Origin of the sequence: Streptomyces sp. NPDC088817, assembly GCF_044750345.1 — a bacterium.
Taxonomy (GTDB): Bacteria; Actinomycetota; Actinomycetes; order Streptomycetales; family Streptomycetaceae; genus Streptomyces.
Genome location: NZ_JBIVJN010000027.1, coordinates 16,425 through 39,560, shown reverse-complemented (window position 1 = coordinate 39,560; position 23,136 = coordinate 16,425). Strand labels below are relative to the sequence as shown.

2 protein-coding genes are annotated in these 23,136 nt (G+C 74.5%); both read right to left on the bottom strand.

What is annotated here, in order from left to right; all coding sequences use genetic code 11:
• Window positions 1-56: 56 nt before the first annotated feature.
• Window positions 57-6,155 (bottom strand): type I polyketide synthase, encoded by a 6,099-nt coding sequence (locus ACIP4X_RS33840; RefSeq protein ID WP_401352135.1) that lies wholly within the window; start codon window positions 6,153-6,155, stop codon window positions 57-59.
• Between the two features lie 81 nt (window positions 6,156-6,236).
• Window positions 6,237-23,126: an SDR family NAD(P)-dependent oxidoreductase gene (locus ACIP4X_RS33835; RefSeq protein WP_401352125.1), complete on the bottom strand. Its 16,890-nt coding sequence runs from the start codon at window positions 23,124-23,126 to the stop codon at window positions 6,237-6,239.
• Window positions 23,127-23,136 lie beyond the last annotated feature (10 nt).

The window sequence follows — 23,136 nt, the reverse complement described above, 5'->3', positions numbered from 1 at the left end:
GCGGTGGGGGGACAGGGAGGACCCGGCCGGGGTGGCGTGCACCGGCCGGACCCGGCTCAGGCCTCGCCGTCCGGGAGTTCGGCGAGCCAGTTCTCGATGGCCTCGGCGGTCAGCGCCGAGTGCTCCATGGCCAGGGACAGATGGTCGGCGTCGATGTCGCGTACGGCGTCGGCCGGCACCGCGGAGGTGTCGAGCATGAAGCCGTTGTTGGCCTGCGTGGCGCGCAGGAGCAGCGTCGGGGCGGTCGTCGCGGGCGCGTCGATGTCCGTCATCAGCATGAACCAGTGCGCCATCGCGGACATCCGGGCGCTGTTGAGCGTCACGGACGGCGAGTCGATGTCGGCCAGGTAGAAGCGGGTCGTCTGGTCCAGGTTGTTGCCCTCCGAGGGGTCGTACCGGATGGACGCCGTGTCGAGCAGGACGACCGCCTCCGGCTTCACGCCCCAGGTCTCCTCCAGGACACCGGCCGCGAGGTAGGCGAGGGAACCACCGGTGGAGTGGCCGACCATCACGAACGGTTCGCCGTCGCTCGCCATCAGGACGCTCTCGGCGACGATCCGGGCCGCCGCGTCGCTGGTGGCGGGCAGCAGCTCGCCGGGGGCGAAGCCCATCAGCGGCAGCGCCGACACATGGCGGCTGCCGCGGAAGTGGGCGGCGATGCGGGCGTACTGGTGGACACCGCCGGTGGCGCCGGGCGCGCTGACGAAGATCAGCCGCGGTGAGCCGGGGCCGGTGGCCAGGGTGACGGGCTCGGACAGCTCCTCCAGGTCGGCGGGCGTGTCGAAGGTGGGCCGCGTGTTGGCGACCGCCTTCAGCATCCGCATCGCCTCGACGAGCTTGCCGCCGCGCACCGCGTTGTGGAACAGGCCGACCAGCGTGTCGTCGGGGTGCACCGTGGTGCCGGCGGCGGCGGTGCCGGACGCCTTGCCGGGAGCGGACAGGTCCCCCAGTTCCTCGTTGAGGTGGCGGGCCAGCTTCACCGGCGTCTTGCTGTCGAAGACCACCGACGTCGGCAGGCGCAGCCCGAGGAGTTCGCCGAGCTGGTTGCGCAGGCTGACCGAGACCAGCGAGTCGAAGCCCAGTTCCAGGAAGCCGCGCTCGGGGTCGACGGCGGCGGGGTCGGCGTGGCCGAGCAGGCCCGCGGTGAAGCCGACGACCAGCTCGGTGAGCAGCTTCTCCCGGCCGGCGGTGTCGAGCGTGCGCAGCCCGTCGAGCACGGTCTTGGGCGAGCGGTCCGCGGCGGCGGCGCGCCGGGGCCGCGGCACCAGGTCGCGCCAGAGGGCGGGCAGCGACTGCTGGACCTGGAGTCCGGCGACGTTGATCCGGGTGGGCACGAGCACCGGCTCGGGGCGGGCGAGGGCGGCGTCGAACAGGGCGAGGCCGTCCTCGACGCTCATCGGCGGGGTGCCGCCGCGGTCCATCCGTCCCAGGTCGGTGTCGCTGACCTGGCTGGTCATGCCGCTGCCGCGGCCCCAGGGGCCCCAGGCGAGGGACACACCGGGCAGACCGGCCGCCCTGCGCCGGTGGGCGAGCGCGTCGAGACAGGCGTTGGCGGCGGCGTAGTTGCCCTGTCCTGGGCCGCCGATGACGCCGGAGATCGAGGAGTACAGCACGAACGCGGCGAGGTCCTGGCCGAGGGTCGCCTCGTGCAGGTGGAGGGCCGCGTCGGCCTTGGGGCGGAGCACACCGGTCAGTCGTTCCGGGGTGAGCGAGCCGATCAGGGCGTCGTCCAGCACACCGGCGGTGTGGACCACGGCGGTCAGCGGGTGTTCGGCCGGCACCGACGCGACGAGCGCGTCGACGGCGTCGCGGTCGCCGACGTCGCAGGCGGAGACGGTCACCCGGGCTCCCAGGCCGGTCAGTTCGGCGACCAGTTCGGACGTGCCGGGTGCCTCGGGGCCGCGGCGGCTCGCCAGCAGCAGGTGCCGTGCGCCCCGCGCGGTGACCAGGTGGCGGGCGAGGGCGGCGCCGAGACCGCCGGTGCCGCCGGTGATCAGTACGGTGCCGTCGGGGTTCCAGTCGGCGGTCGCGGGGGCGTCGTCGGCCGTCTGCGACAGCCGGGCGAGGCGGGCGGCGCGCACCTGGTAGTCGCGGACCGCGAGCTGCTGCTCGTCGAGCGTCAGGATGTCGGGCAGCACGCCGGCGGACAGGAACGTGTCGTCCAGGTCGACGAGCAGCAGGCTGCCGGGGTTCTCGGTCTGCGCGGAGCGGACCAGTCCCCAGACGGCCGCGCCGGCCGGGTCGAGGACGTCCTCGTCGTCGAGGGCGACGGCGCGGCGGGTGACGAAGACGAGGCGGGTGCCCGCGAGCCGCGGTTCGGACAGCCACTCCTGGAGGTGGCCGAGGACGCGGGCGGTGAGGGCGTGCACGCCGTCCGCTCCGGCGTCCTTCTCCCCCGCGAGCGGGATGAGGAACACGTCGGGCGCGACACCGCTGTCGCCGATGGCGCCGCCCAGGGAGTCCGCGTAGGCGGTGACGGTCTCGTCGGCGCGGTGCATGGCGTAGCCGAGGTCGAGTTCGTCGGAGCCGACGACGGCCCAGCGGGTGCCGGTGGCGCGGCCGGAGGCCTTGACGGGCGCCCACTTCAGTCCGAACAGGTCGCCGCGGCCGGTGGCGGCCGGGGTTCCGGCGGCGCCGTCCGGGGTGCCGAGGCGCACGGTGTCGGCGGTCAGGACGAGGTTGCCCGCGGGGTCGGCGGCGGTGAGGGCGACCGTGTCGGGTCCGGTGGTGCTCAGCCGGACGCGCAGCGCGGTGGCGCCGGTGGCGTGCAGGGTGAGCCCGTCGAAGCCGGCCGGTTCGCCGGCCGTGGTGCCGTCGAGGGCGGCGGCGCGCAGGGCGGTGGACAGCAGCGCGGGGTGCAGTCCGAAGCCGCTGTCGGGTCCGGCGGGCAGTTCGACCTCGGCGAACACCTCGCCCTCGTGCCGCCACACGCCGGTCGCGCAGTTGAAGAGCGGACCGAGGGTGCGCCCGTCGGACTCCAGCTCGGTGAGCGGGACTTGGCGGGCGTCGGCGGGCGGCCACTCCACGAGGTCCGTGGCTGTGTCCTCGGTGTACTCGGCGCCCTCGTCGGGGGCGAGGACTCCACGGGCGTACGTGGTCCAGGGGGCGTCGTCCGCGTTCGCCGGGCGGGCGTGCACGGAGAGGGTCCGCTGCCCGGAGTCGTCCGCGGGGCCGACGCGCACCTGGAGCAGGACCGCGTCGCGGTCGCCGAGGGTCAGCGGGGCGAGCAGGTCGAGCCGGTCCAGGCGCGGGGTGCCGTTCTCGTCGCCCGCGCGGACCGCGATCTCCACGAAGGCGGTGCCGGGGACGGTGATCCGGCCGTCGACGCGGTGCTCGGCGAGCCAGGGGTGGGTCAGCGGCGAGAGGCGTCCGGTGAGGACGGACTCGTCGGCGTCGGCGAGGGCGACGGTGGCGCCGAGCAGCGGATGCGCGGCGGCGCCGAGGCCGAGGCCGGCGGGGTCGCCGGAGCGGGCGCGCACGTTCGGCCAGTACCGGTCGCGCTGGAAGGCGTACGTCGGCAGGTCCACGGGGGCCGGGCGGCCGGGGAGGGTGCCCTCGAACACGGCGTCCCAGTCGGTCCTGGCGCCGCGGGTCCACAGGGTGCCGAGCGCGCCGAGCGCGGAGGCCTCCTCCGGCTGGTCCTTGCGCAGCGCGGGCACGGCGGTGATGTCGGTGACCTCGATGGCCTGCGTGTTCTCGCCGACGAGGGCGGACAGCACGCCGCCGGGGCCGAGTTCGAGGAAGGTCCGCGCGCCCTCGTCGACGAGGGTGCGCACGGCGTCGGCGAAGCGGACGGCCTGCCGGGCGTGGCACACCCAGTAGTGCGGCGTGGCCAGTTCCTCGGCGGTGACGACGTCGCCGGTGAGGGTGGAGACGACGGGCACCGACGGCTCGCCGAAGGTGAGCTTCGCGACGACGTCCCGGAACGCGTCGAGCATCGGGTCGACGAGCGGCGAGTGGAAGGCGTGGCTCACGGACAGCCGCGTGGTGCGGCGGCCCTGCTCGCGGAAGTGCTCGGCGATGGCGAGGACGGCGTCCTCGGCGCCGGAGACCACCACGGACTCGGGGCCGTTGACCGCGGCGAGCGAGACCCGCTCGTCGAGGAGCGGCCGCACCTCGGCCTCGGTGGCGTGCAGCGCGACCATGGCTCCGCCGGCCGGCAGGTCCCGCATGAGGCCGGCGCGGGCGGCGACCAGCGTGCAGGCGTCCTCCAGCGACAGCGCGCCGGCCACGTGCACGGCGGCGATCTCGCCCACGGAGTGTCCGGCGAGGTGGTCGGGGCGCAGTCCCCAGGAGGCGAACAGGCGGTGGAGGGCGACCTCGACGGCGAACAGGGCGGGCTGGGTGTGGCCGGTGTCGTCGAGGGCCTCGGCGTCCTCGCCCCACATGACGTCGCGCAGCGAGTGGCCGAGGCGCTCGTCGAGCAGGGCGAGGGTCTCGTCCAGGGCGGCGGCGAACACCGGGAAGCGGGCGTGGAGTTCACGGCCCATGCCGAGGCGCTGGGCACCCTGGCCGGAGAACAGCACGGCGAGGGCGGGGCGGTCGCCGGAGGGGACGGTGCCGCGGGCGGCCTCGGTGAGGCCGCCGTCCGCGGCGACGAGCAGCGCCCGGTGTTCGAAGGGGGTGCGGGTGGCGGCCAGCGCGTGGCCGACGGCGACGGGGTCGGCGCCGGACGCGGTGAGCGGCCGTACCCGCTCCAGCTGGGCGTCGAGGGCCGCGGCGGTGCGGGCCGACACGGGCCACGGCACGGCGCGCGGGACGACCGGCTCGGGCCGCGGCTCGGCGTCGGTGTCGGTGTCCTCGTCGGCCGCGGGGGCCTCTTCGAGGATGACGTGGGCGTTGGTGCCGCTGATGCCGAAGGACGACACACCGGCCCGGCGCGTCTGCTCGCCCTCGGGCCAGGGGGTGGCCTCGGTGAGCAGGCTGACGTGGCCGGCGTCCCAGTCGACGTGCGTGGAGGGCGCGTCGACGTGCAGGGTGCGGGGCAGCAGCCCGTGGCGCAGCGCCAGGACCATCTTGATGACGCCCGCGGCGCCCGCGGCGGCCTGGGTGTGGCCGATGTTGGACTTCACCGTGCCGAGGCGCAGCGGACGGCTCGCGTCGCGGTCCTGGCCGTAGGTGGCGAGCAGGGCCTGTGCCTCGATGGGGTCGCCGAGGGTGGTTCCGGTGCCGTGCGCCTCGACGGCGTCGACGTCGGCGGGCGAGAGCCCGGCGGAGGCCAGCGCGTCGCGGATGACCCGCTGCTGGGCGGGCCCGTTGGGGGCGCTGAGGCCGTTGGAGGCGCCGTCCTGGTTCACGGCGGAGCCGCGCAGCACGGCGAGCACCGGGTGGCCCTTGCGCCGGGCCTCGGAGAGCCGTTCGACGAGGATCATGCCGACGCCCTCGGACCAGCCGGTGCCGTCGGCGGAGTCGGCGAACGCCTTGCAGCGGCCGTCCGTGGCGAGGCCGCCCTGGAGGCTGAAGCCGACGAAGCCGGCCGAGGTGGTCATGACGGTGACACCGCCGGCCAGCGCGAGGTCGGCCTCGCCGGAGCGCACGGACTGGGCGGCCAGGTGCAGGGCGACCAGGGCCGAGGAGCACGCGGTGTCGAGGGTGACGGCGGGTCCTTCGAAGCCGAGCGCGAAGGACAGCCGGCCGGACATCACGCTGGCGGCCAGGCCGTTGCCCGCGTAGCCGCCCATGTCGTCGTCGGAGGCGAGGACGAGGTGGGCGTAGTCCTGCGAGTTGGTACCGACGAAGACACCGGTACGGCTGCCGCGCAGGCTGCCGGGGGCGATCCCGGCGCGTTCCACGGCCTCCCAGGCGGTTTCGAGGAGCAGCCGCTGCTGCGGGTCCATGGCCAGGGCCTCGCGGGGCGAGATGTCGAAGAAGCCCGGGTCGAAGTCGGCGACGTCGTGCAGGAATCCTCCCTCCTGCGTGCTGCTGGCGCCCTCTCCGTCACCGGCGAGCGTCTCCAGGTCCCAGCCGCGGTCGGCCGGGAAGCCGCCGATGGCGTCGCGGCCGGCGGCCAGCATCTCCCAGAGGTCCTCCGGGGTTCGCACGCCGCCCGGGAAGCGGCACGCCATGCCGACGATCGCCACGGGCTCGTGGCGGCCCGCCTCGGCTTCCTGGAGGCGCCTGCGGGTCTGGTGGAGATCCGCCGTGACCCACTTCAGGTAATCGACGAGCTTTCTTTCGTCCGGCATCGTCCGTGAACCTTCCTCAGATGTTTCGCGCGTAGTTGCAGTGGGCCCTGGTCAGGAGTTCGACGACCGGCCGAGTTCGTTGTCGATGAAGGCGAAGATCTCCTCGGCGCTCGCCGCCTCGATCCGTTCGCCGACGGCCGGTCCGTCCCCTTCGGGGCCGGTGGCGTCCCAGGCGGCCAGCAGCCGCTGCAGTCGTCCCGCGACGCCGCGTCGGGTGGCCTCGTCCATGCCGTCGGCGGACAGTTCCGCCTCCAGCCGGTCGAGCGCCGCCAGCGGGGATGCGGCCGTGCCGCTCCGCTCCCCGCCCGGCAGGGAGCCGGCCAGGTGCCGGGCGACGGCGGCGGGCGTGGGGTGGTCGAAGACGAGCGTGGACGGCAGCCGCACTCCGGTGGCCGCGGAGAGCCGGGTGCGCAGTTCGACCGCCATCAGCGAGTCGAAGCCCAGCCTGCTGAAGTCCCGGTCGGCGGGGACCGCGTCGGCGCCGGAGTGGCCGAGCACCCCGGCCGTCTCCTGGCGGACCAGTGCGACGAGGGTTTCGTGCCGCTGCTCGGCGCCGAGGCCGGCCAGCGTGCGGGCGAGCCCGTCGGCACCGGCCGCGGCCGCCGCGCGGCGCCGGGCGCGGACCAGGGAGCGCAGCACCGCGGGGACGTCGCCGGTGTCGGGGACCGCGGCGGACCGGGAGACCCGGATCGCCACGGCGAGCGCCTGGTCCTGGCCGTTCGCCGCGTCGAACAGGGCGAGGCCCTGGCGTTCGGTGAGCGGCGGCATCCCGGAGCGCCCCATGCGCTCGATGTCGGCGTCGGTCAGCGTGCCGGTCATGCCGGCGCCCTGGCCCCACGGTCCCCAGGCGAGCGACAGGGCGGGCAGGCCCTGGGCCGTCCGGTGCGCGGCGAGCGCGTCGAGGAACGTGTTGGCGGCGGCGTAGTTGCCCTGTCCGGGGCCGCCGGTGACGCCGGCCACGGAGGAGTACAGGACGAACCCCGCGAGCGGCAGGGCCGAGGTCGCCTCGTGCAGGTGCCAGGCGGCGTCCGCCTTGGGCCGCAGCACGGTGTCGAGCCGGTCGGCGGTGAGCGAGCCGATCGTGGCGTCGTCGAGGACACCGGCGGTGTGCACGACCGCGGTCAGCGGGTGCTCGGGCGGCAGCGAGGCGATCAGCGCGTCGACGGCGGCCCGGTCGGAGACGTCGCAGGCCCGTACGGTGACCTCGGCGCCGAGCGCGGAGAGTTCCTCGCTCAGGGCGCGGGCGCCGGGTGCGTCGGGTCCGCGGCGGCCTGCCAGCAGCAGGTGCTTGATGCCGTGGCCGGTGACCAGGTGGCGGGCGAGGACGGCGCCGAGGCCGCCGGTGCCGCCGGTGATCAGTACGGTGCCGTCGCGGTCCCAGGCACGGACCTGGTCGGCGGCCGGGGCGGCGGCGGACTCGGTGCGGGTGAGGCGGGCGACGGTGAGCGCGCCGTCGCGGACGGCGGCCTGGGTCTCGCCCGCGTCGAACAGGGCGGGCAGCGAGGCCAGGACGGCGGCGTCGGTCGTGTCGGCGCCGGCGGCCGGGTCGAGGTCCAGGAGCAGGAAGCTGCCCGGGTTCTCGGACTGGGCGGAGCGGACCAGGCCCCAGACGGCTGCCGCCGCCAGGTCGGTCACGTCCTCCCGGCCGGCCGCGACGGCGCCTCGGGTGACGATCACGAGGCGGGAGTCCGCGGTGCGGGTGTCGGAGGTCCACTCGCGCAGCAGGTCGAGCACCGTCGCGGTCGCGGCGCGGACCGCGGCGGGCAGGTCGTCCCCGGCGGCGGGGCCGCCCTCGACCGGCAGGAGCGTCAGCGACGGCAGGGGTGCCCCGCTGTCCAGGAGCTCGGTGAGCGAGTGAGCGCGCGTGGCGAGGACGCCGTCCGCCGCGGCGAGCGCGGTGTCCAGTGCGGGCAGTCCGTCGCCGAGCACCGTCCAGAGGCCGCTGTCGTCAAGGCGCGGGGCCGGGGCGGGCGCGACCCAGTCGAGGGCGAGCAGTGCGGCGTCGTCCGCTGCGGCGGCGTCCGTGCCGTGTTCGGCGGCGGTGGCGCCCAGGGTGAGCGAGGCCACCGAGAGGACGGGGCCGCCCTGCGGGTCGGTCGCCTCCAGCGCCCAGGTGTCGTCGCCGGTGGCGGTGAGCCGTACCCGCAGCAGGGCGGGGTGCGCGGCGTGCAGGACGAGTCCGTCCCAGGCGACGGCGTCGAGGGTGCCGTCGCCGTCTCCGTCGAGGAGGGCGGCGGCGCGGACCGCGGTGTCCAGGAGCGCCGGGTGCAGGGCGAACGCCTGCTCGGCCGGGCTCTGTTCGGTGATCCCGACCTCGGCGAAGAGGTCCTGGCCGCGCCGCCAGGCGGCGCGCAGCACGGCCGCACCCGTGGGTTCGAGCAGGTCGTCGACCGGGGTGGCGTCGGCGGGCGGCCATACGGCGTCGGCCGGGGTAGGAGCAGCGGCGGGCGTGTCGGTGAGCGCCGCGGTGGCCCGCTCGATCCACGGGGCGCCGTCGCCGTCCGCGCGGGTGTGCACGGTGAGGGTGCGCCGGCCGGTCGCGTCGGGGGCGGCCACCAGTACCTGGAGGCGCTGGGGGCGCTTCTCGCTGAGCACCAGGGGCGCGCTGACGGTGAGGTTCTCGACGGTGGTGCGGTCGCAGGCGTCGGCGGCGTGCAGCGCGAGTTCGGCGAGGACCGCGGTGGGCAGGGTGGTGGCGCCGTCGCTCACGCGGCCGGTGAGCCAGGGCTGTGCGGCGGCGGACAGGCGTCCGCTGAGCAGCGTCTCGTCCGAGCCCGCGACCGCCGTGGCGGCGGTGAGCAGCGGGTGCCCTCCGGCGTCCAGGCCCAGTCCGCCCGCGTCGCCGGGGGCGGCGGTGGTGTCGGGCCAGAAGCGGGTGCCCTGGAAGGCGTAGGTGGGCAGTTCGACGGTGCGGGCGCCGGTTCCGGCGAAGACGGCGGTCCAGTCGGCGTCGAGGCCGGCGGTGTGCAGCCGGGCCAGGGCGGTGAGGACGGACACGGTCTCGTCGCGGTCCTTGCGCAGCACCGGCACGACGAGGGTGCCGGTGTCGGGCAGACAGGCGGCGGCGAGCGCGGAGAGCACGCCGTCGGGGCCGATCTCCAGAAAGGCGGTGACACCCCGGTCGGCGAGCGCGCGCACACCGTCGGCGAACCGCACGGCCTCACGGACGTGGCGCACCCAGTAGTCGGCCTGGGTGTGCGAGCCCGCGGGGGCGATCTCGCCGGTCAGGTTGGACACGACGGGGATGCGCGGCTCGTCGTAGGCGACGCTGTCGGCGACGGTGCGGAAGTCCTCCAGCATCGGGTCCATCAGCGGCGAGTGGAACGCGTGGCTGACGCGCAGGCGGGTGGTGCGGCGGCCGTCCGACTCCAGGAGGGCGACGAGCTGGTCGACGCCGTCCTCGGGGCCGGAGACGACGACGGAGGTGGGGCCGTTGACGGCGGCGACGGCGACGCCGTCGTCGAGCAGCGGAAGCATCTCGTCCTCGGTGGCCTCGACGGCGGCCATGGCGCCGCCCTCGGGCAGCGCGTCCATGAGCCGGGCGCGTGCGGCGACCAGCCGGCAGGCGTCCTCCAGCGAGAACACCCCGGCGACGTGCGCGGCCGCGATCTCACCGACCGAGTGACCGGCCACGAAGTCCGGCGTGATGCCCCAGGACTCCACCAGGCGGAACAGGGCGACCTCGACCGCGAACAGCGCGGGCTGGGTGCAGCGGGTGCGGTTGAGCTGTTCCGCGTCGTCGCCCCACATGATCTCCCGCAGCCGGAAGCCGAGTTCGGCGTCGAGCAGGTCCAGCGCGGTGTCCAGGGCCTCGGCGAACACCGGGAAGCGGGCGTGCAGTTCGCGGCCCATGCCGAGGCGCTGGGCGCCCTGCCCGGAGAACAGGAACGCCGGGGTACGGGCGGTGCCGGCCTCGGCGCGCGCGGCCTCGGTGACGCCGTCGGGGCCCGCCAGCAGGACGGCCCGGTGCTCGAAGGCGGACCGGCTCGTCACGAGGGACAGGCCGATGTCGGCGCCGGACGCCTCCGGGTGGGCGGCGGCATGGGCGCGCAGCCGCTCCACCTGGGCGTCGAGCGCCTGCTCGGAGCGGGCCGAGACGACCCACGGGGTGACGGCGGGGGTGACGGCGTCCTCGGCGGGACGCCCGGCCGCCGTGGGCTCGGGGGCCTCCTCCAGGATGACGTGGGCGTTGGTGCCGCTGATGCCGAACGACGAGACACCGGCCCGGCGGGCCCGGCCCGTCTCCGGCCACACCGTCTCCTCGGTGAGCAGCCGCACCTCGCCCACGGACCAGTCGACGTGCGTGGACGGCTCGGTGACGTGCAGGGTGCGCGGGAGCACGCCGTTGCGCATCGCCATGACCATCTTGACGAGCCCGGCGGCACCGGCCGCCGACTGGGTGTGGCCGATGTTCGACTTCACCGAGCCGAGCAGCAGCGGCTGCTGCGGGTCGCGGTCGGAGCCGTAGGTGGCGAGCAGCGCCTGCGCCTCGATCGGGTCGCCGAGCGGGGTGCCGGTGCCGTGCGCCTCGACGGCGTCGACGTCGCCGGGCCGCAGGCCCGCGTTGGCCAGCGCCTGCCGGATGACGCGCTGCTGGGAGGGCCCGTTGGGAGCGGTCAGGCCGTTGGAGGCGCCGTCCTGGTTGACGGCGGTGCCGCGCACGACCGCGAGCACACGGTGTCCGGCGCGGCGGGCGTCGGAGAGGCGCTCGAGGACGAGCACCGCCGCGCCCTCGGACCAGCCGGTGCCGTCGGCGGAGTCGGAGAAGGCCTTGCAGCGGCCGTCCTGGGCGAGACCGCCCATCTTGGAGAAGCCGGCGAAGTTGGCGGGCGTGGTCATGACGGTGACACCGCCGGCCAGCGCCATGGTGCACTCCCCCGCCCGGAGTGCCTGGGCGGCGAGGTGCAGGGACACCAGCGAGGAGGAGCAGGCCGTGTCGACCGACAGGGCGGGGCCCTCCAGGCCGAGCGTGTAGGCGAGGCGGCCCGAGACGACGCTGACGGCGAGGCCGGTGGTGGCGTGGCTGGCGATGTCGTCGCGGGAGCGCATGACCAGGCCGGAGTAGTCCTGGCCGCTGACGCCCATGAAGACACCGGTGCGGCTTCCGCGCAGGGCGGTCGGGTCGAGCCCGGCGCGCTCCACGGCCTCCCAGGTGACTTCGAGCAGGATGCGCTGCTGCGGGTCCATGGCGAGGGCCTCGCGCGGCGCGATGCCGAAGAAGTCGGCGTCGAACTCGGCGATGCCGCTCAGGAATCCGCCCTGCCCGGACAGGTCGCCCGGCTCACCGCCGATCATCGACGACTCCCACGCGCGGTCGGCGGGGAAACCGGCGATGGCGTCGGTGCCGGAGGCCACGAGGTCCCACAGGTCCTCGGGCGATCCGACACCGCCCGGGAAGCGGCAGCCCATCCCGACGATGACCACGGGGTCGTCGTCGGACGCGGCGGCAGCCGTCTGAGGGGCGGTGAAGGCCTCCGCGACGTCGGCGCCGAGCAGTTCGTCCAGGAGATGCTCGGCGAGCTGCTGGGGCGTCGGGTAGTCGAAGACCAGCGTGGCGGTCAGGGTGAGGCCGGAGGCCTTGCCGAGCCGGTTGCGCAGCTCGATCGCGGTGAGCGAGTCGAAGCCGAGACCGCGGAACTCCTTGCGGGCGTCCACGGCGTCGGCGGAACCGTGCCCGAGCACGGTGGCCGCCTCGGCACGCACCAGATCGACCACGAACGGCAGGCGCTGCTCCTCGGGCAGGACGGCGAGACGCTCGGCGAGTCCGGCGCGGGCCACCGCGGCGGCGCCGGCCTTGGCCCGGCGTCCGCCGGTGCGGACCAGTCCGCGCAGGATCGCGGGGACACTCATGCCGGGGGGCAGCGAGCCGCCACCGCCGAGGCCCAGCGGCACGACGAGAGGTTCGTCGGCGAGGGTGGCGGCGTCGTACAGGGCCAGGCCCCGCTCGACGGACAGCAGCGGCATCCCGCTGTTGTCGTTGATGCGGCGCATGTCCTCGTCGCTCAGTCCGCTCGTCATGCCGCTGCCCTGCTCCCAGGCGTTCCAGGCGAGGGAGGTGGCGGGCAGTGCGAGGGCCTGGCGGTGGGCGGCGAGGGCGTCCAGGAAGGTGTTGCCCGCCGCGTAGTTGGCCTGGCCGGGGCTGCCGAAGACGCCGGAGGTCGAGGAGTACAGGACGAAGGCGGCCAGGTCGAGGTCGCGGGTGAGGTCGTGCAGGTGCCAGGCGGCGTCGACCTTCGGCCGCATGACGGTGTCGAGGCGGTCGGGGGTGAGGGAGGCGAGGATGCCGTCGTCGAGGACACCCGCCGTGTGCACGACCGCGGTCAGGGGGTGCTGGGCCGGGACGGAGGCGAGCAGCGCGGCGAGCGCGTCACGGTCGGCGGCGTCGCAGGCGGCGACTGTCGCCTCGGCACCGAGGTCGGACAGCGCCTGAACGAGGTCGGCGGCACCGGGAGCGTCCGGTCCACGGCGGCTGGTCAGCAGCAGGTGCTTGACGCCGTGCTCGGCGACCAGGTGGCGGGCCAGCTCGGAGGCGAGACCACCGGTGCCGCCGGTGACCAGGACGGTGCCCTCGGGGTCCATGGACCGGGGCATGGTCAGCACGATCTTGCCGATGTGCTTGGCCATGCTCATGAAGCGGAAGGCCTCACGGGAGCGGCGGACGTCCCAGGCACGGACGGGCAGCGGGGACAGCACGTCCCGCTCGAAGAGGCCGACGAGGTCGAGCAGCATCCGCTGGATGCGGTCGGGATCGACCATGCCCAGGTCGAAGGACTGGTAGCTGATGCCGTCCGGCGCGGAACCGTTGTCCCGGATGTCGGTCTTGCCCATCTCCAGGAACCGGCCGCCCGCTCCGAGCAGCCGCATCGACGCGTCGACGAACTCCCCGGCCAGGGCGTTCAGGACGACGTCGAGCCCGCCCTCACCCGCGACCTCGGCGAACGCGGCCTCGAAGTCGAGGGTGCGCGAGGAGGCGATGTGGTCGTCGGCGACCCCGAGGGAGCGCAGCACGTCCCACTTGCCCTCACTGGCCGTCGCGAAGACCTCCGCGCCGAAGTGACGGGCGATCTGGATCGCCGCCATGCCGACACCGCCGGCACCGGCGTGGATCAGGACCTTCTCCCCCGCCTTCAGCCCGGCGAGATCCTTCAGCGCGTAGTAGGCGGTGAGGTACACCAGCGGCACGGACGACGCGGTCTCCCAGGACCAGTCGTCGGGGATCCGGGTCAGCAGACGCTCGTCGGCGGCACCCAGCGGACCGAACCCGCCGAACACCATGCCCATGACGCGGTCGCCGGGGGCCAGTTCGGTGACGTCCGGGCCCACCTCGGTCACGACACCCGCGGCTTCGGAGCCGAACAGGCCCGCCTCGCCCGGGTACATGCCGAGTGCGTTGAGCACATCGCGGAAGTTGAGGCCCGCGGCCCGGATCCCGATACGCACCTGCCGTCCGGCCAGCGGCTCCAGGGCCTCCGGATGCGGCAGCAGGGCGAGACCGTCGAGGCTGCCCTTGACGCGGCTGCCCAGCCGCCACGGCGTCCCGGCCGGCGGAACCAGGGAGACACCGGACTCCAGCCGGGCGAGCCGGCCCACACGAACGGTGCCCTTGCGGACCTGCGCCTGCGGCTCCTCCGCGTCGAACAGCCCCGTAAGCAGCGGCAGTCGGGCCAGGGACTCGGCCGTGTCGTCGACATCGGCGAGCAGCAGCCGGCCCGGGTTCTCGGACTGGGCGGAACGCACCAGACCCCACACGGGAGCGGCCACGAGATCGAGCGGCCCACGCTCGCCGTCCGCGACGGCGTTCCGGGTGACCACCACGAGCCGGGAGGAGGCGAAAGCGGGCTCGGCCAGCCACCCCTGCACCAGAGCAAGCACCTCACGAGCCAACTCATGAGCTGCTTCGGGTCGTTGATCGGCGTCGCCACGGACCGTGACGGCGACGACGTCCGGAACGGCCCCGCTGCGGGCGGCCAGTTCATCGAGCGTGGCAGCCGGAGCGTGGACGCCCGCGACCGCCTCGGAGTCCGCGGCGAGCACAGCGGTCAGGCCGAACGGGTCATCACCGAGCACCGCCCAGGTGGCGGGCGCAGCAGGCGCCGCGACCGAACGAGGCGTCCAGTCGACACGGAGCAGGGAGTTGGCGTCGTCACGGCGCGACTCGGCACCGGGTTCCGGGCCCGCGGCGCGCAGCGTCAGCGACTCCACGGAGACGACGGGCTGCCCACCCGGGTCGACCGCGGCGATCCGCACCGCGTCCTCACCGCAGGAGGCGATCCGCACCCGCAGGGTGCTCGCCCCGTCGGCGTGCAGGGACACGCCCTCCCAGGCGAACGGCAGCAGGCTGCGGTCGTCACCCTCGGCGGACAGGAAGACCGTGGAGTGCAGGGCGGCGTCGAAGAGCGCAGGGTGCAGGCCGAACGCGTCGGCGTCCTCGACCGATTCCGGCAGCGCGACCTCGGCGTAGACCGTGTCGTCCTGCCTCCACACGGCACGCAGTCCACGGAAGACCGGGCCGTACTCCAGGCCGTCGGCGGCGTAGCGCTCGAACATGCCGTCGATGTCGACGGCCTCCGCGTCACGCGGCGGCCACACGGTGGTGTCGAAGCCGATGACCTGCTCGCCGGAGCCGATACGGCCGGTGGCGTGCTGGGTCCACTCGGCGTCGAAGTCCTCGCCGGGCCGGGTGAAGAAGCGCAGCTCGCGCGAGCCCTCCTCGTCCGCCGCGCCGACGGAGATCTGCACCTGCACGGCGCCCGTGGCGGGCAGCACGAGCGGCGCGGCGATCATCAGTTCCTCGACCCGGTCGCAGCCGGCCTGGTCGGCGGCGCGCACGGCCAGCTCCAGGAATCCGGTACCGGGGAAGAAGATCATGCCGCCGACGACGTGGTCGGCGAGCCACGGGTGGGTGGCGGCCGACAGGGAGCCGGTCAGCAGGAGTTCGTCGGAGCCGGCCACCGACATGGCGGCGCCGAGCAGCGGGTGGTCGGCCGAGGCCAGACCGAGGCCGGAGGCGTCCAGGGCGGCGGGGGCGGTCTTGGGCCAGTAGCGCTCGTGCTGGAAGGCGTAGGTGGGCAGTTCCGCGATGCGGGCGCCGGTGCCGGCCAGGGGGGCCGACCAGTCGACGTCGACACCGGCGACATGCAGCCGGGCGATGCCGCCGAGGACGGAGACGGTCTCGTCGCGGTCCTTGCGCAGCGCCGGCACGATGACCGCGTCGGTGTCGGGCAGGGAGGCGGCGGCGAGCGCGGAGAGCACTCCGTCGGGGCCGATCTCCAGGAAGGCGGTGACACCCCGGTCGGCGAGCGCGCGGACACCGTCGGCGAACCGGACGGCCTCCCGCACGTGGCGCACCCAGTAGTCGGCCTGGGTGTGCGTGCCCGCGGGGGCGACCTCGCCGGTCAGGTTGGAGACGACCGGGATGCGGGGCTCGTCGTACGAGAGCGTCTCCGCGACCGCCCGGAACTCCTCCAGCATCGGGTCCATCAACGGCGAGTGGAACGCGTGGCTCACCCGCAGACGGCTGGTACGACGACCGCGCTCGGCAAGCCGCTCTGCCACCGCGAGGGTGGCCTCCTCCTCACCCGAAACCACCACGGACGTCGGACCGTTGACCGCCGCGACGGCGACACCCTCCGTGAGCAGCGGCAGCACCTCGTCCTCGGTCGCCTCCACCGCGACCATGGCACCACCACGCGGCAACGCCTGCATCAGACCCGCACGCGCCGCCACCAGCCGGCAGGCATCCTCAAGCGAGAACACCCCGGCGACGTGCGCGGCCGCGATCTCACCGACCGAGTGACCGGCCACGAAGTCCGGGGTGACACCCCAGGACTCCACCAGCCGGTAGAGGGCGACCTCGATCGCGAACAGCGCGGGCTGGGTGAACTCAGTGGCGTTCAGGGCCGTTTCGTCGGTGCCCCACATCACGTCACGGACGGACGTACTGTGCCCGGGCTCCAGGAGGGCGGCGACGGAGTCGAAGGCCTCGGCGAACACGGGGAAGTGGGCGTGGAGTTCACGGCCCATGCCGAGGCGCTGGGCGCCCTGACCGGAGAACAGGAAGGCGCTGCGGCGCGGTTCGGCGACGCCCCGGGCGACCTCGGTGAGGGTGCCGTCGGCGACGAGCAGGACGGCCCGGTGCTCGAAGGCGGCGCGGCCGGTGGCCAGGGTGTACGCGGTGTCGAGCGGGAGCAGCGCGTCGGCGGACTCCCGCAGCCGCTCCACCTGCTCGTCGAGCGCGGCCTCGGACTTCGCCGAGACGGGCCAGGCGAGCGCGCCGGGCACCGGCCGGTCGGCGGCCGGTGCGGGCACCGGCTCGTCGGGAGCGTCCTCAAGGATGACGTGGGCGTTGGTGCCGCTGATGCCGAACGACGACACACCGGCCCGGCGGGCCCGGCCCGTCTCCGGCCACACCGTCTCCTCGGTGAGCAGCCGCACCTCGCCCACGGACCAGTCGACGTGCGTGGACGGCTCGGTGACGTGCAGGGTCCGCGGGAGCATCCCCTTGCGCATCGCCATGACCATCTTGACGAGCCCGGCGGCACCCGCCGCGGCCTGGGTGTGGCCGATGTTCGACTTCACCGAGCCGAGCAGCAAGGGCTGCTGCGGGTCGCGGTCGGAGCCGTAGGTGGCCAGCAGCGCCTGCGCCTCGATCGGGTCGCCGAGCGGGGTGCCGGTGCCGTGCGCCTCGACCGCGTCGACGTCCCTCGTGTTCAGGCCCGCGTTGGCCAGTGCCTGCCGGATCACCCGCTGCTGGGAAGGACCGTTCGGGGCCGTGAGGCCGTTGGAGGCGCCGTCCTGGTTGACGGCGGAACCGCGTACGACGGCGAGCACGCGGTGTCCGGCGCGGCGGGCGTCGGACAGACGCTCCACCACGAACACCGCCGCGCCCTCGGACCAGCCCGTGCCGTCGGCGGAGTCGGAGAAGGCCTTGCAGCGGCCGTCCTGGGCGAGACCGCCCATGCGGGAGAAACCGGCGAAGTTGGCGGGCGTGGTCATCACGGTGACACCGCCGACCAGAGCCATGGTGCACTCCCCCGCACGCAACGCCTGCGCGGCGAGGTGCAGGGAGACCAGCGAGGAGGAGCAGGCCGTGTCAACTGACAGGGCGGGGCCCTCCAGGCCGAGCGCGTAGGAGAGACGTCCGGAGACCACACTGACCGCGAGGCCGGCGGTCGCGTGACCCGCGACATCGTCGCGGGAGCTCATGACCAGGCTGGAGTAGTCCTGGCCGTTGACGCCCATGAAGACGCCCGTGCGGGAGCCACGCAGGGTGGCCGGATCGACACCGGCGCGCTCCACGGCCTCCCAGGCCACTTCGAGGAGGATGCGCTGCTGCGGGTCCATGGCCAGGGCCTCGCGCGGCGAGATGCCGAAGAACCCGGCGTCGAAGCCGGCGATGTCGCGCAGGAATCCGCCCTGCCCGGACACGGCACCGGTCTCACCGCCGAGGAGCGCCGACGACTCCCACTCACGGTCGGCGGGGAAGCCGGTGATGGCGTCGGTGCCGGACGCCAGGAGGTCCCACAGTTCCTCGGGCGACCCGACACCGCCCGGGAAGCGGCAGCCCATCCCGACGATGACGACAGGATCGTCGGTCACCTTGCCGTCAGTCCGGGGAGCGGCGAAGACCTCGACGGCGTCGGAGCCGAGCAGTTCGTCCAGGAGATGGTCGGCGAGCTGCTGGGGCGTCGGGTAGTCGAAGACGAGGGTGGCGGGCAGGGTCAGGCCGGTCGCCTTGCCGAGCCGGTTGCGCAGCTCGATCGCGGTGAGCGAGTCGAAGCCGAGACCACGGAACTCGCGGCGGGCGTCCACGGCATCCGCGGAACCGTGCCCGAGGACCGTCGCGGCCTCGGCACGCACCAGGTCGACGACGAACGGCCGGCGCTGCTCCTCGGGCAGGACGGCGAGCCGCTCGGCGAGTCCGGCGCGGGCGACCGCGGCGGTGGCCGCCCGGGCCCGACGCCCACCAGTACGGACCAGTCCGCGCAGGATCGCGGGAACGCCGGCACCGGCGGGCAACGGGCCGCCACCGCCCAGGCCGAGCGGCACCACGAGCGGCTCGTCGGCGAGCAGGGCGGCGTCGTACAGGGCCAGGCCCCGCTCGACGGAGAGCAGCGGCATCCCACCGGCGTCACTGATCCGGCGCGCGTCCTGGCCACTCAACTGGCCGGTCATGCCGACGCCTTGCTCCCAGGCGCCCCAGGCGAGCGAGGTGGCGGGCAGTCCGAGGGCGTGACGGTGGGCGGCGAGGGCGTCCAGGAAGGCGTTGCCCGCCGCGTAGTTGGCCTGACCGGGGCTGCCCATGACACCGGCCGTCGAGGAGTACACGACGAAGGCGGCCAGGTCGAGGTCGCGGGTGAGGTCGTGCAGGTGCCAGGCGGCGTCGACCTTCGGCCGCATGACGGTGTCGAGGCGGTCGGGGGTGAGGGAGGCGAGGATGCCGTCGTCGAGGACACCCGCCGTGTGCACGACCGCGGTCAGGGGGTGCTGGGCCGGGACGGAGGCGAGCAGCGCGGCGAGCGCGTCACGGTCGGCGACGTCACAGGCGGCGACTGTCGCCTCGGCACCGAGGTCGGACAGCGCCTGAACGAGATCGGCGGCACCCGGGGCATCCGGTCCACGGCGGCTGGTCAACAGCAGGTGCTTGACGCCGTGCTCGGCGACCAGGTGGCGGGCCAGCTCGGAAGCGAGACCGCCGGTGCCGCCGGTGACCAGGACGGTGCCCTCGGGGTCCAGGGGGCGAACGGGAGAGCCGGAGGACTCCAGCCGGGCGAGCCGGCCCACACGAACGGTGCCCTTGCGGACCTGCGCCTGCGGCTCCTCCGCGTCGAACAGCCCCGTAAGCAGCGGCAGTCGGGCCAGGGACTCGGCCGTGTCGTCGACATCGGCGAGCAGCAGCCGGCCCGGGTTCTCGGACTGGGCGGAACGCACCAGACCCCACACGGGAGCGGCCACAAGATCGAGCGGCCCACGCTCGCCGTCCGCGACGGCGTTCCGGGTGACCACCACGAGCCGGGAGGAGGCGAAAGCGGGCTCGGCCAGCCACCCCTGCACCAGAGCAAGCACCTCACGCGTCAGCTCGTGAGCGGCTTCGGGCCCCCGGTCGCTGTCGCCGCGGACCGTCACCGCGACCATGTCCGGAAGGGCACCGGTCCGGGCAGCCAGCTCATCGAGCGTCGCAGCCGGAGCCTGCACGCCCGCGACCGCCTCGGAGTCCGCGGCGAGGACAGCGGTCAGGCCGAACGGGTCATCACCCAGTACCGCCCAGGTGGCGGGCGCGGCCGGGGCCGCGACCGAACGAGGCGTCCAGTCCACGCGGAACAGCGAGTTGGCGTCGGAACGGCGCGACTCGGCACCGGCTCCCGCGTCCGCGGCGCGCAGCGTCAGCGACTCCACGGAGAGGACCGGCTGACCCGCCGGGTCGACCGCGGCGATCCGCACCGCGTCCTCACCGCAAGAGGCGATCCGCACCCGCAGGGTGCTCGCCCCGTCGGCGTGCAGGGACACGCCCTCCCAGGCGAACGGCAGCAGGCTGCGGTCGTCGGACAGGAAGGCGGTGCCGTGCAGGGCGGCGTGCAGAAGGGCCGGGTGCAGGCCGAACGCGTCGGCGTCCTCGACCGACTCGGGCAGCGCGACCTCGGCGTAGACCGTGTCGTCCTCGCGCCACACGGCAGTCAGCCCGCGGAAGACCGGGCCGTAGTCCAGGCTGTCCGAGGCAAATCGGTCGAACAGTTCGTCGATGTCGACGGCCTCGGCGTCACGCGGCGGCCACACGGTGGTGTCGAAGCCGATGAGGTGCTCGCCGGAGCCGACGCGGCCGGTGGCGTGCTGGGTCCACTCGGCGTCGAAGTCCTCGCCGGGCCGGGTGAAGAAGCGCAGCTCGCGGTGGCCGTTCTCGTCGGCGGCGCCGACGGAGATCTGCATCTGCACGGCGCCCGTGTCGGGCAGCGCGAGCGGGGTGGCGACGGTCAGTTCCTCGACCCGGTCGCAGCCGGCCTGGTCGGCTGCGCGCACGGCCAGCTCCAGGAATCCGGTACCGGGGAAGAGGACCGTGCCGCCGACGCTGTGGTCGGCGAGCCACGGGTGGGTGGCGAGCGACAGGGTGCCGGTGAGCAGGAGTTCGTCGGAGCCGGCCACGGACATGGCCGCGCCGAGGAGCGGGTGGTCGGCCGAGGCGAGGCCGAGACCGGTCGCGTCGGCGGCGGTCGCGGTCGCCTTGGGCCAGTAGCGCTCGTGCTGGAAGGCGTAGGTGGGCAGTTCGGCGGTACGGGCGCCGGTGCCGTCGTGGAACGCCGCCCAGTCGACGGTGACGCCGGCCGTGTGCAGCCGGGCCAGCGCGGTGACGGCGCTGTGCTCCTCGGCGCGGTCCTTGCGCAGGAACGGGACGGTGACGGCGGTGGTGGACTGCTGGGCCAGGGCGGCGAGCACACCGTCGGGGCCGAGTTCGAGCAGGACGTCGGCGCCGGCCTCGGCGAGCGCGCGGACGCCGTCGGCGAACCGGACGGCCTCGCGGACGTGGCGCACCCAGTACTCCGGGTCGGTCAACTGCCCGTCCACGGCGACGGCGCCGGTGAGGTTGGAGACGACCGGGATGCGGGGCTCGTCGTACGAGAGCGTCTCCGCGACCGCCCGGAACTCCTCCAGCATCGGGTCCATCAACGGCGAGTGGAAGGCGTGACTCACCCGCAGACGGCTGGTACGACGACCCCGCTCGGCAAGCCGCTCGGCCACCGCGAGAGTGGCCTCCTCCTCACCCGAAACCACCACAGAAGTAGGACCGTTGACCGCCGCGACGGCCACGCCCTCCGTGAGCAGCGGCAGCACCTCGTCCTCGGTCGCCTCCACCGCGACCATGGCACCACCACGCGGCAACGCCTGCATCAGACCCGCACGCGCCGCCACCAGCCGGCAGGCGTCCTCAAGCGAGAACACCCCGGCGACGTGCGCGGCCGCGATCTCGCCGATGGAGTGGCCGGCGACGAAGTCCGGAGTGACGCCCCAGGACTCCACGAGCCGGTGGAGGGCGACCTCGATCGCGAACAGCGCGGGCTGGGTGAAGCCCGTCTCGTTCAGCGGGGCTTCCTCGTCGCCCCAGATGATGTCGCCGAGGCTCGCGCCGAGTTCCTCGTCGAGCAGGTCGAGGACGCGGTCCAAGGCCTCGGCGAACACGGGGAAGCGGGCGTGGAGTTCACGGCCCATGCCGAGGCGCTGGGCGCCCTGACCGGAGAACAGGAAGGCGCTGCGGGTGCGGCCGAGAGCCTGGCCCTCGTGGGCGTCCGGGGCGGGGTCGCCCGCCAGCCAGGAGGTGAGCGCCTCGCGGCCTGCGGTGCCGTCCGCGTCGGTGACGACGGCGAGCCGGTGCTCCAGGGCCGCGCGGGTGGTGGCCAGCGAGTACGCGGTGTCCAGGGCGCCGGGGGCACCGGGGTCGTCCAGGTGGGAGACGAGGGCGGCGACCTGCTCGCGCAGGGCGGCGGCGGAGCGCGCCGAGAGCACCCAGGGCAGGACGCCGGCGGTGCGGGGCGCGGCCGGTGCCTCCTCCGGCTGGGCGGCGGGGGTGTCGGGCGCCTGCTCGACGATGACGTGCGCGTTGGTGCCGCTGACGCCGAAGGAGGAGACGCCGGAGCGGCGGGGGCGGTCGGCCGCGGTGGGCCAGGGACGGTTCTCGGTGAGCAGCTCGACCTTGCCCGCCGTCCAGTCGACGTGGGTGGAGGGCCGGTCGACATGCAGGGTCCTCGGCAGCACCCCGTTGCGCATCGCCATGACCATCTTCATGATCCCGGCGACGCCTGACGCGGCCTGAGTGTGGCCCATGTTCGACTTGATCGAGCCGAGCAGCAGGGGCTGTTCACGGTCCTGGCCGTAGGTGGCAAGGATGCTCTGGGCCTCGATGGGGTCGCCGAGCGGGGTGCCGGTGCCGTGCGCCTCGACCGCGTCGACGTCGGCGGCGTTCAGGCCCGCGTTGGCCAGTGCCTGCCGGATCACCCGCTGCTGGGAAGGACCGTTCGGGGCGGTGAAGCCGTTGGAGGCGCCGTCCTGGTTGACGGCGGAGCCGCGGATGACGGCGAGCACGGGGTGCCCGTTGCGCTGGGCGTCGGACAGCCGCTCCAGGACGAGCACGGCCGCGCCCTCCGACCAGCCGGTGCCGTCGGCGGAGTCGGCGAACGCCTTGCAGCGGCCGTCGCCGGCGAGGCCGCCCTGCCGGCTGAACTCGACCAGGGAGCCCGGCGTGGACATCACGTTGACGCCGCCGGCGAGCGCCAGGGTGCACTCGCCGTTGCGCAGCGACTGCACGGCGAGGTGCAGCGCCACCAGCGAGGAGGAGCAGGCGGTGTCGACGGTGATCGCCGGCCCCTCCAGGCCGAAGGTGTACGACAGCCGGCCGGAGACGGCGCTGGCGGCGATGCCGGTGCCGACGTCTCCGGTGGCGTCGTCGAGGGACCGCACCAGCAGATAGGCGTAGTCCTGCCCGTTGGTGCCGATGAACGTGCCGGTGCGGGTGCCGCGCAGCCCGGTGGCGTCGATGCGGGCGCGCTCGATCGCCTCCCAGGACGTCTCCAGGAGCAGCCGCTGCTGCGGGTCCATGGTGACGGCCTCGCGCGGCGAGATCCCGAAGAAGCCGGGGTCGAACGCGGCGATGGAGTCGAGGAACCCGCCGCGCTGGCTGACCGAGGTGTCCCGGTCGTCGATGCCGCTGCCGCGCAGCGCCTCCAGGTCCCAGCCGCGGTCGTCCGGGAACTCGGAGATCACGTCGGTGCCGTCGGCGACCATCTCCCACAGGGCCTGTGGGGAGTCGACGCCACCGGGGAAGCGGCAGCCCATGCCGACCACGGCGATCGGCTCCCGGGCGGCGGCCACGATCGTCCGGTTGCGGCGCCGCAGCCGCTCGGTCTCCTTGACCGCGGCGCGCAGTGCCTCGACTACGTTCTCAGCAGGGGCGTTCATCTCTGCTCCA

Bases quoted from the DNA above. Each gene is read 5' to 3' on its own strand.
- ACIP4X_RS33835 (WP_401352125.1), bottom strand. From the start codon at position 23,126: ATGAACGCCCCTGCTGAGAACGTAGTCGAGGCACTGCGCGCCGCGGTC.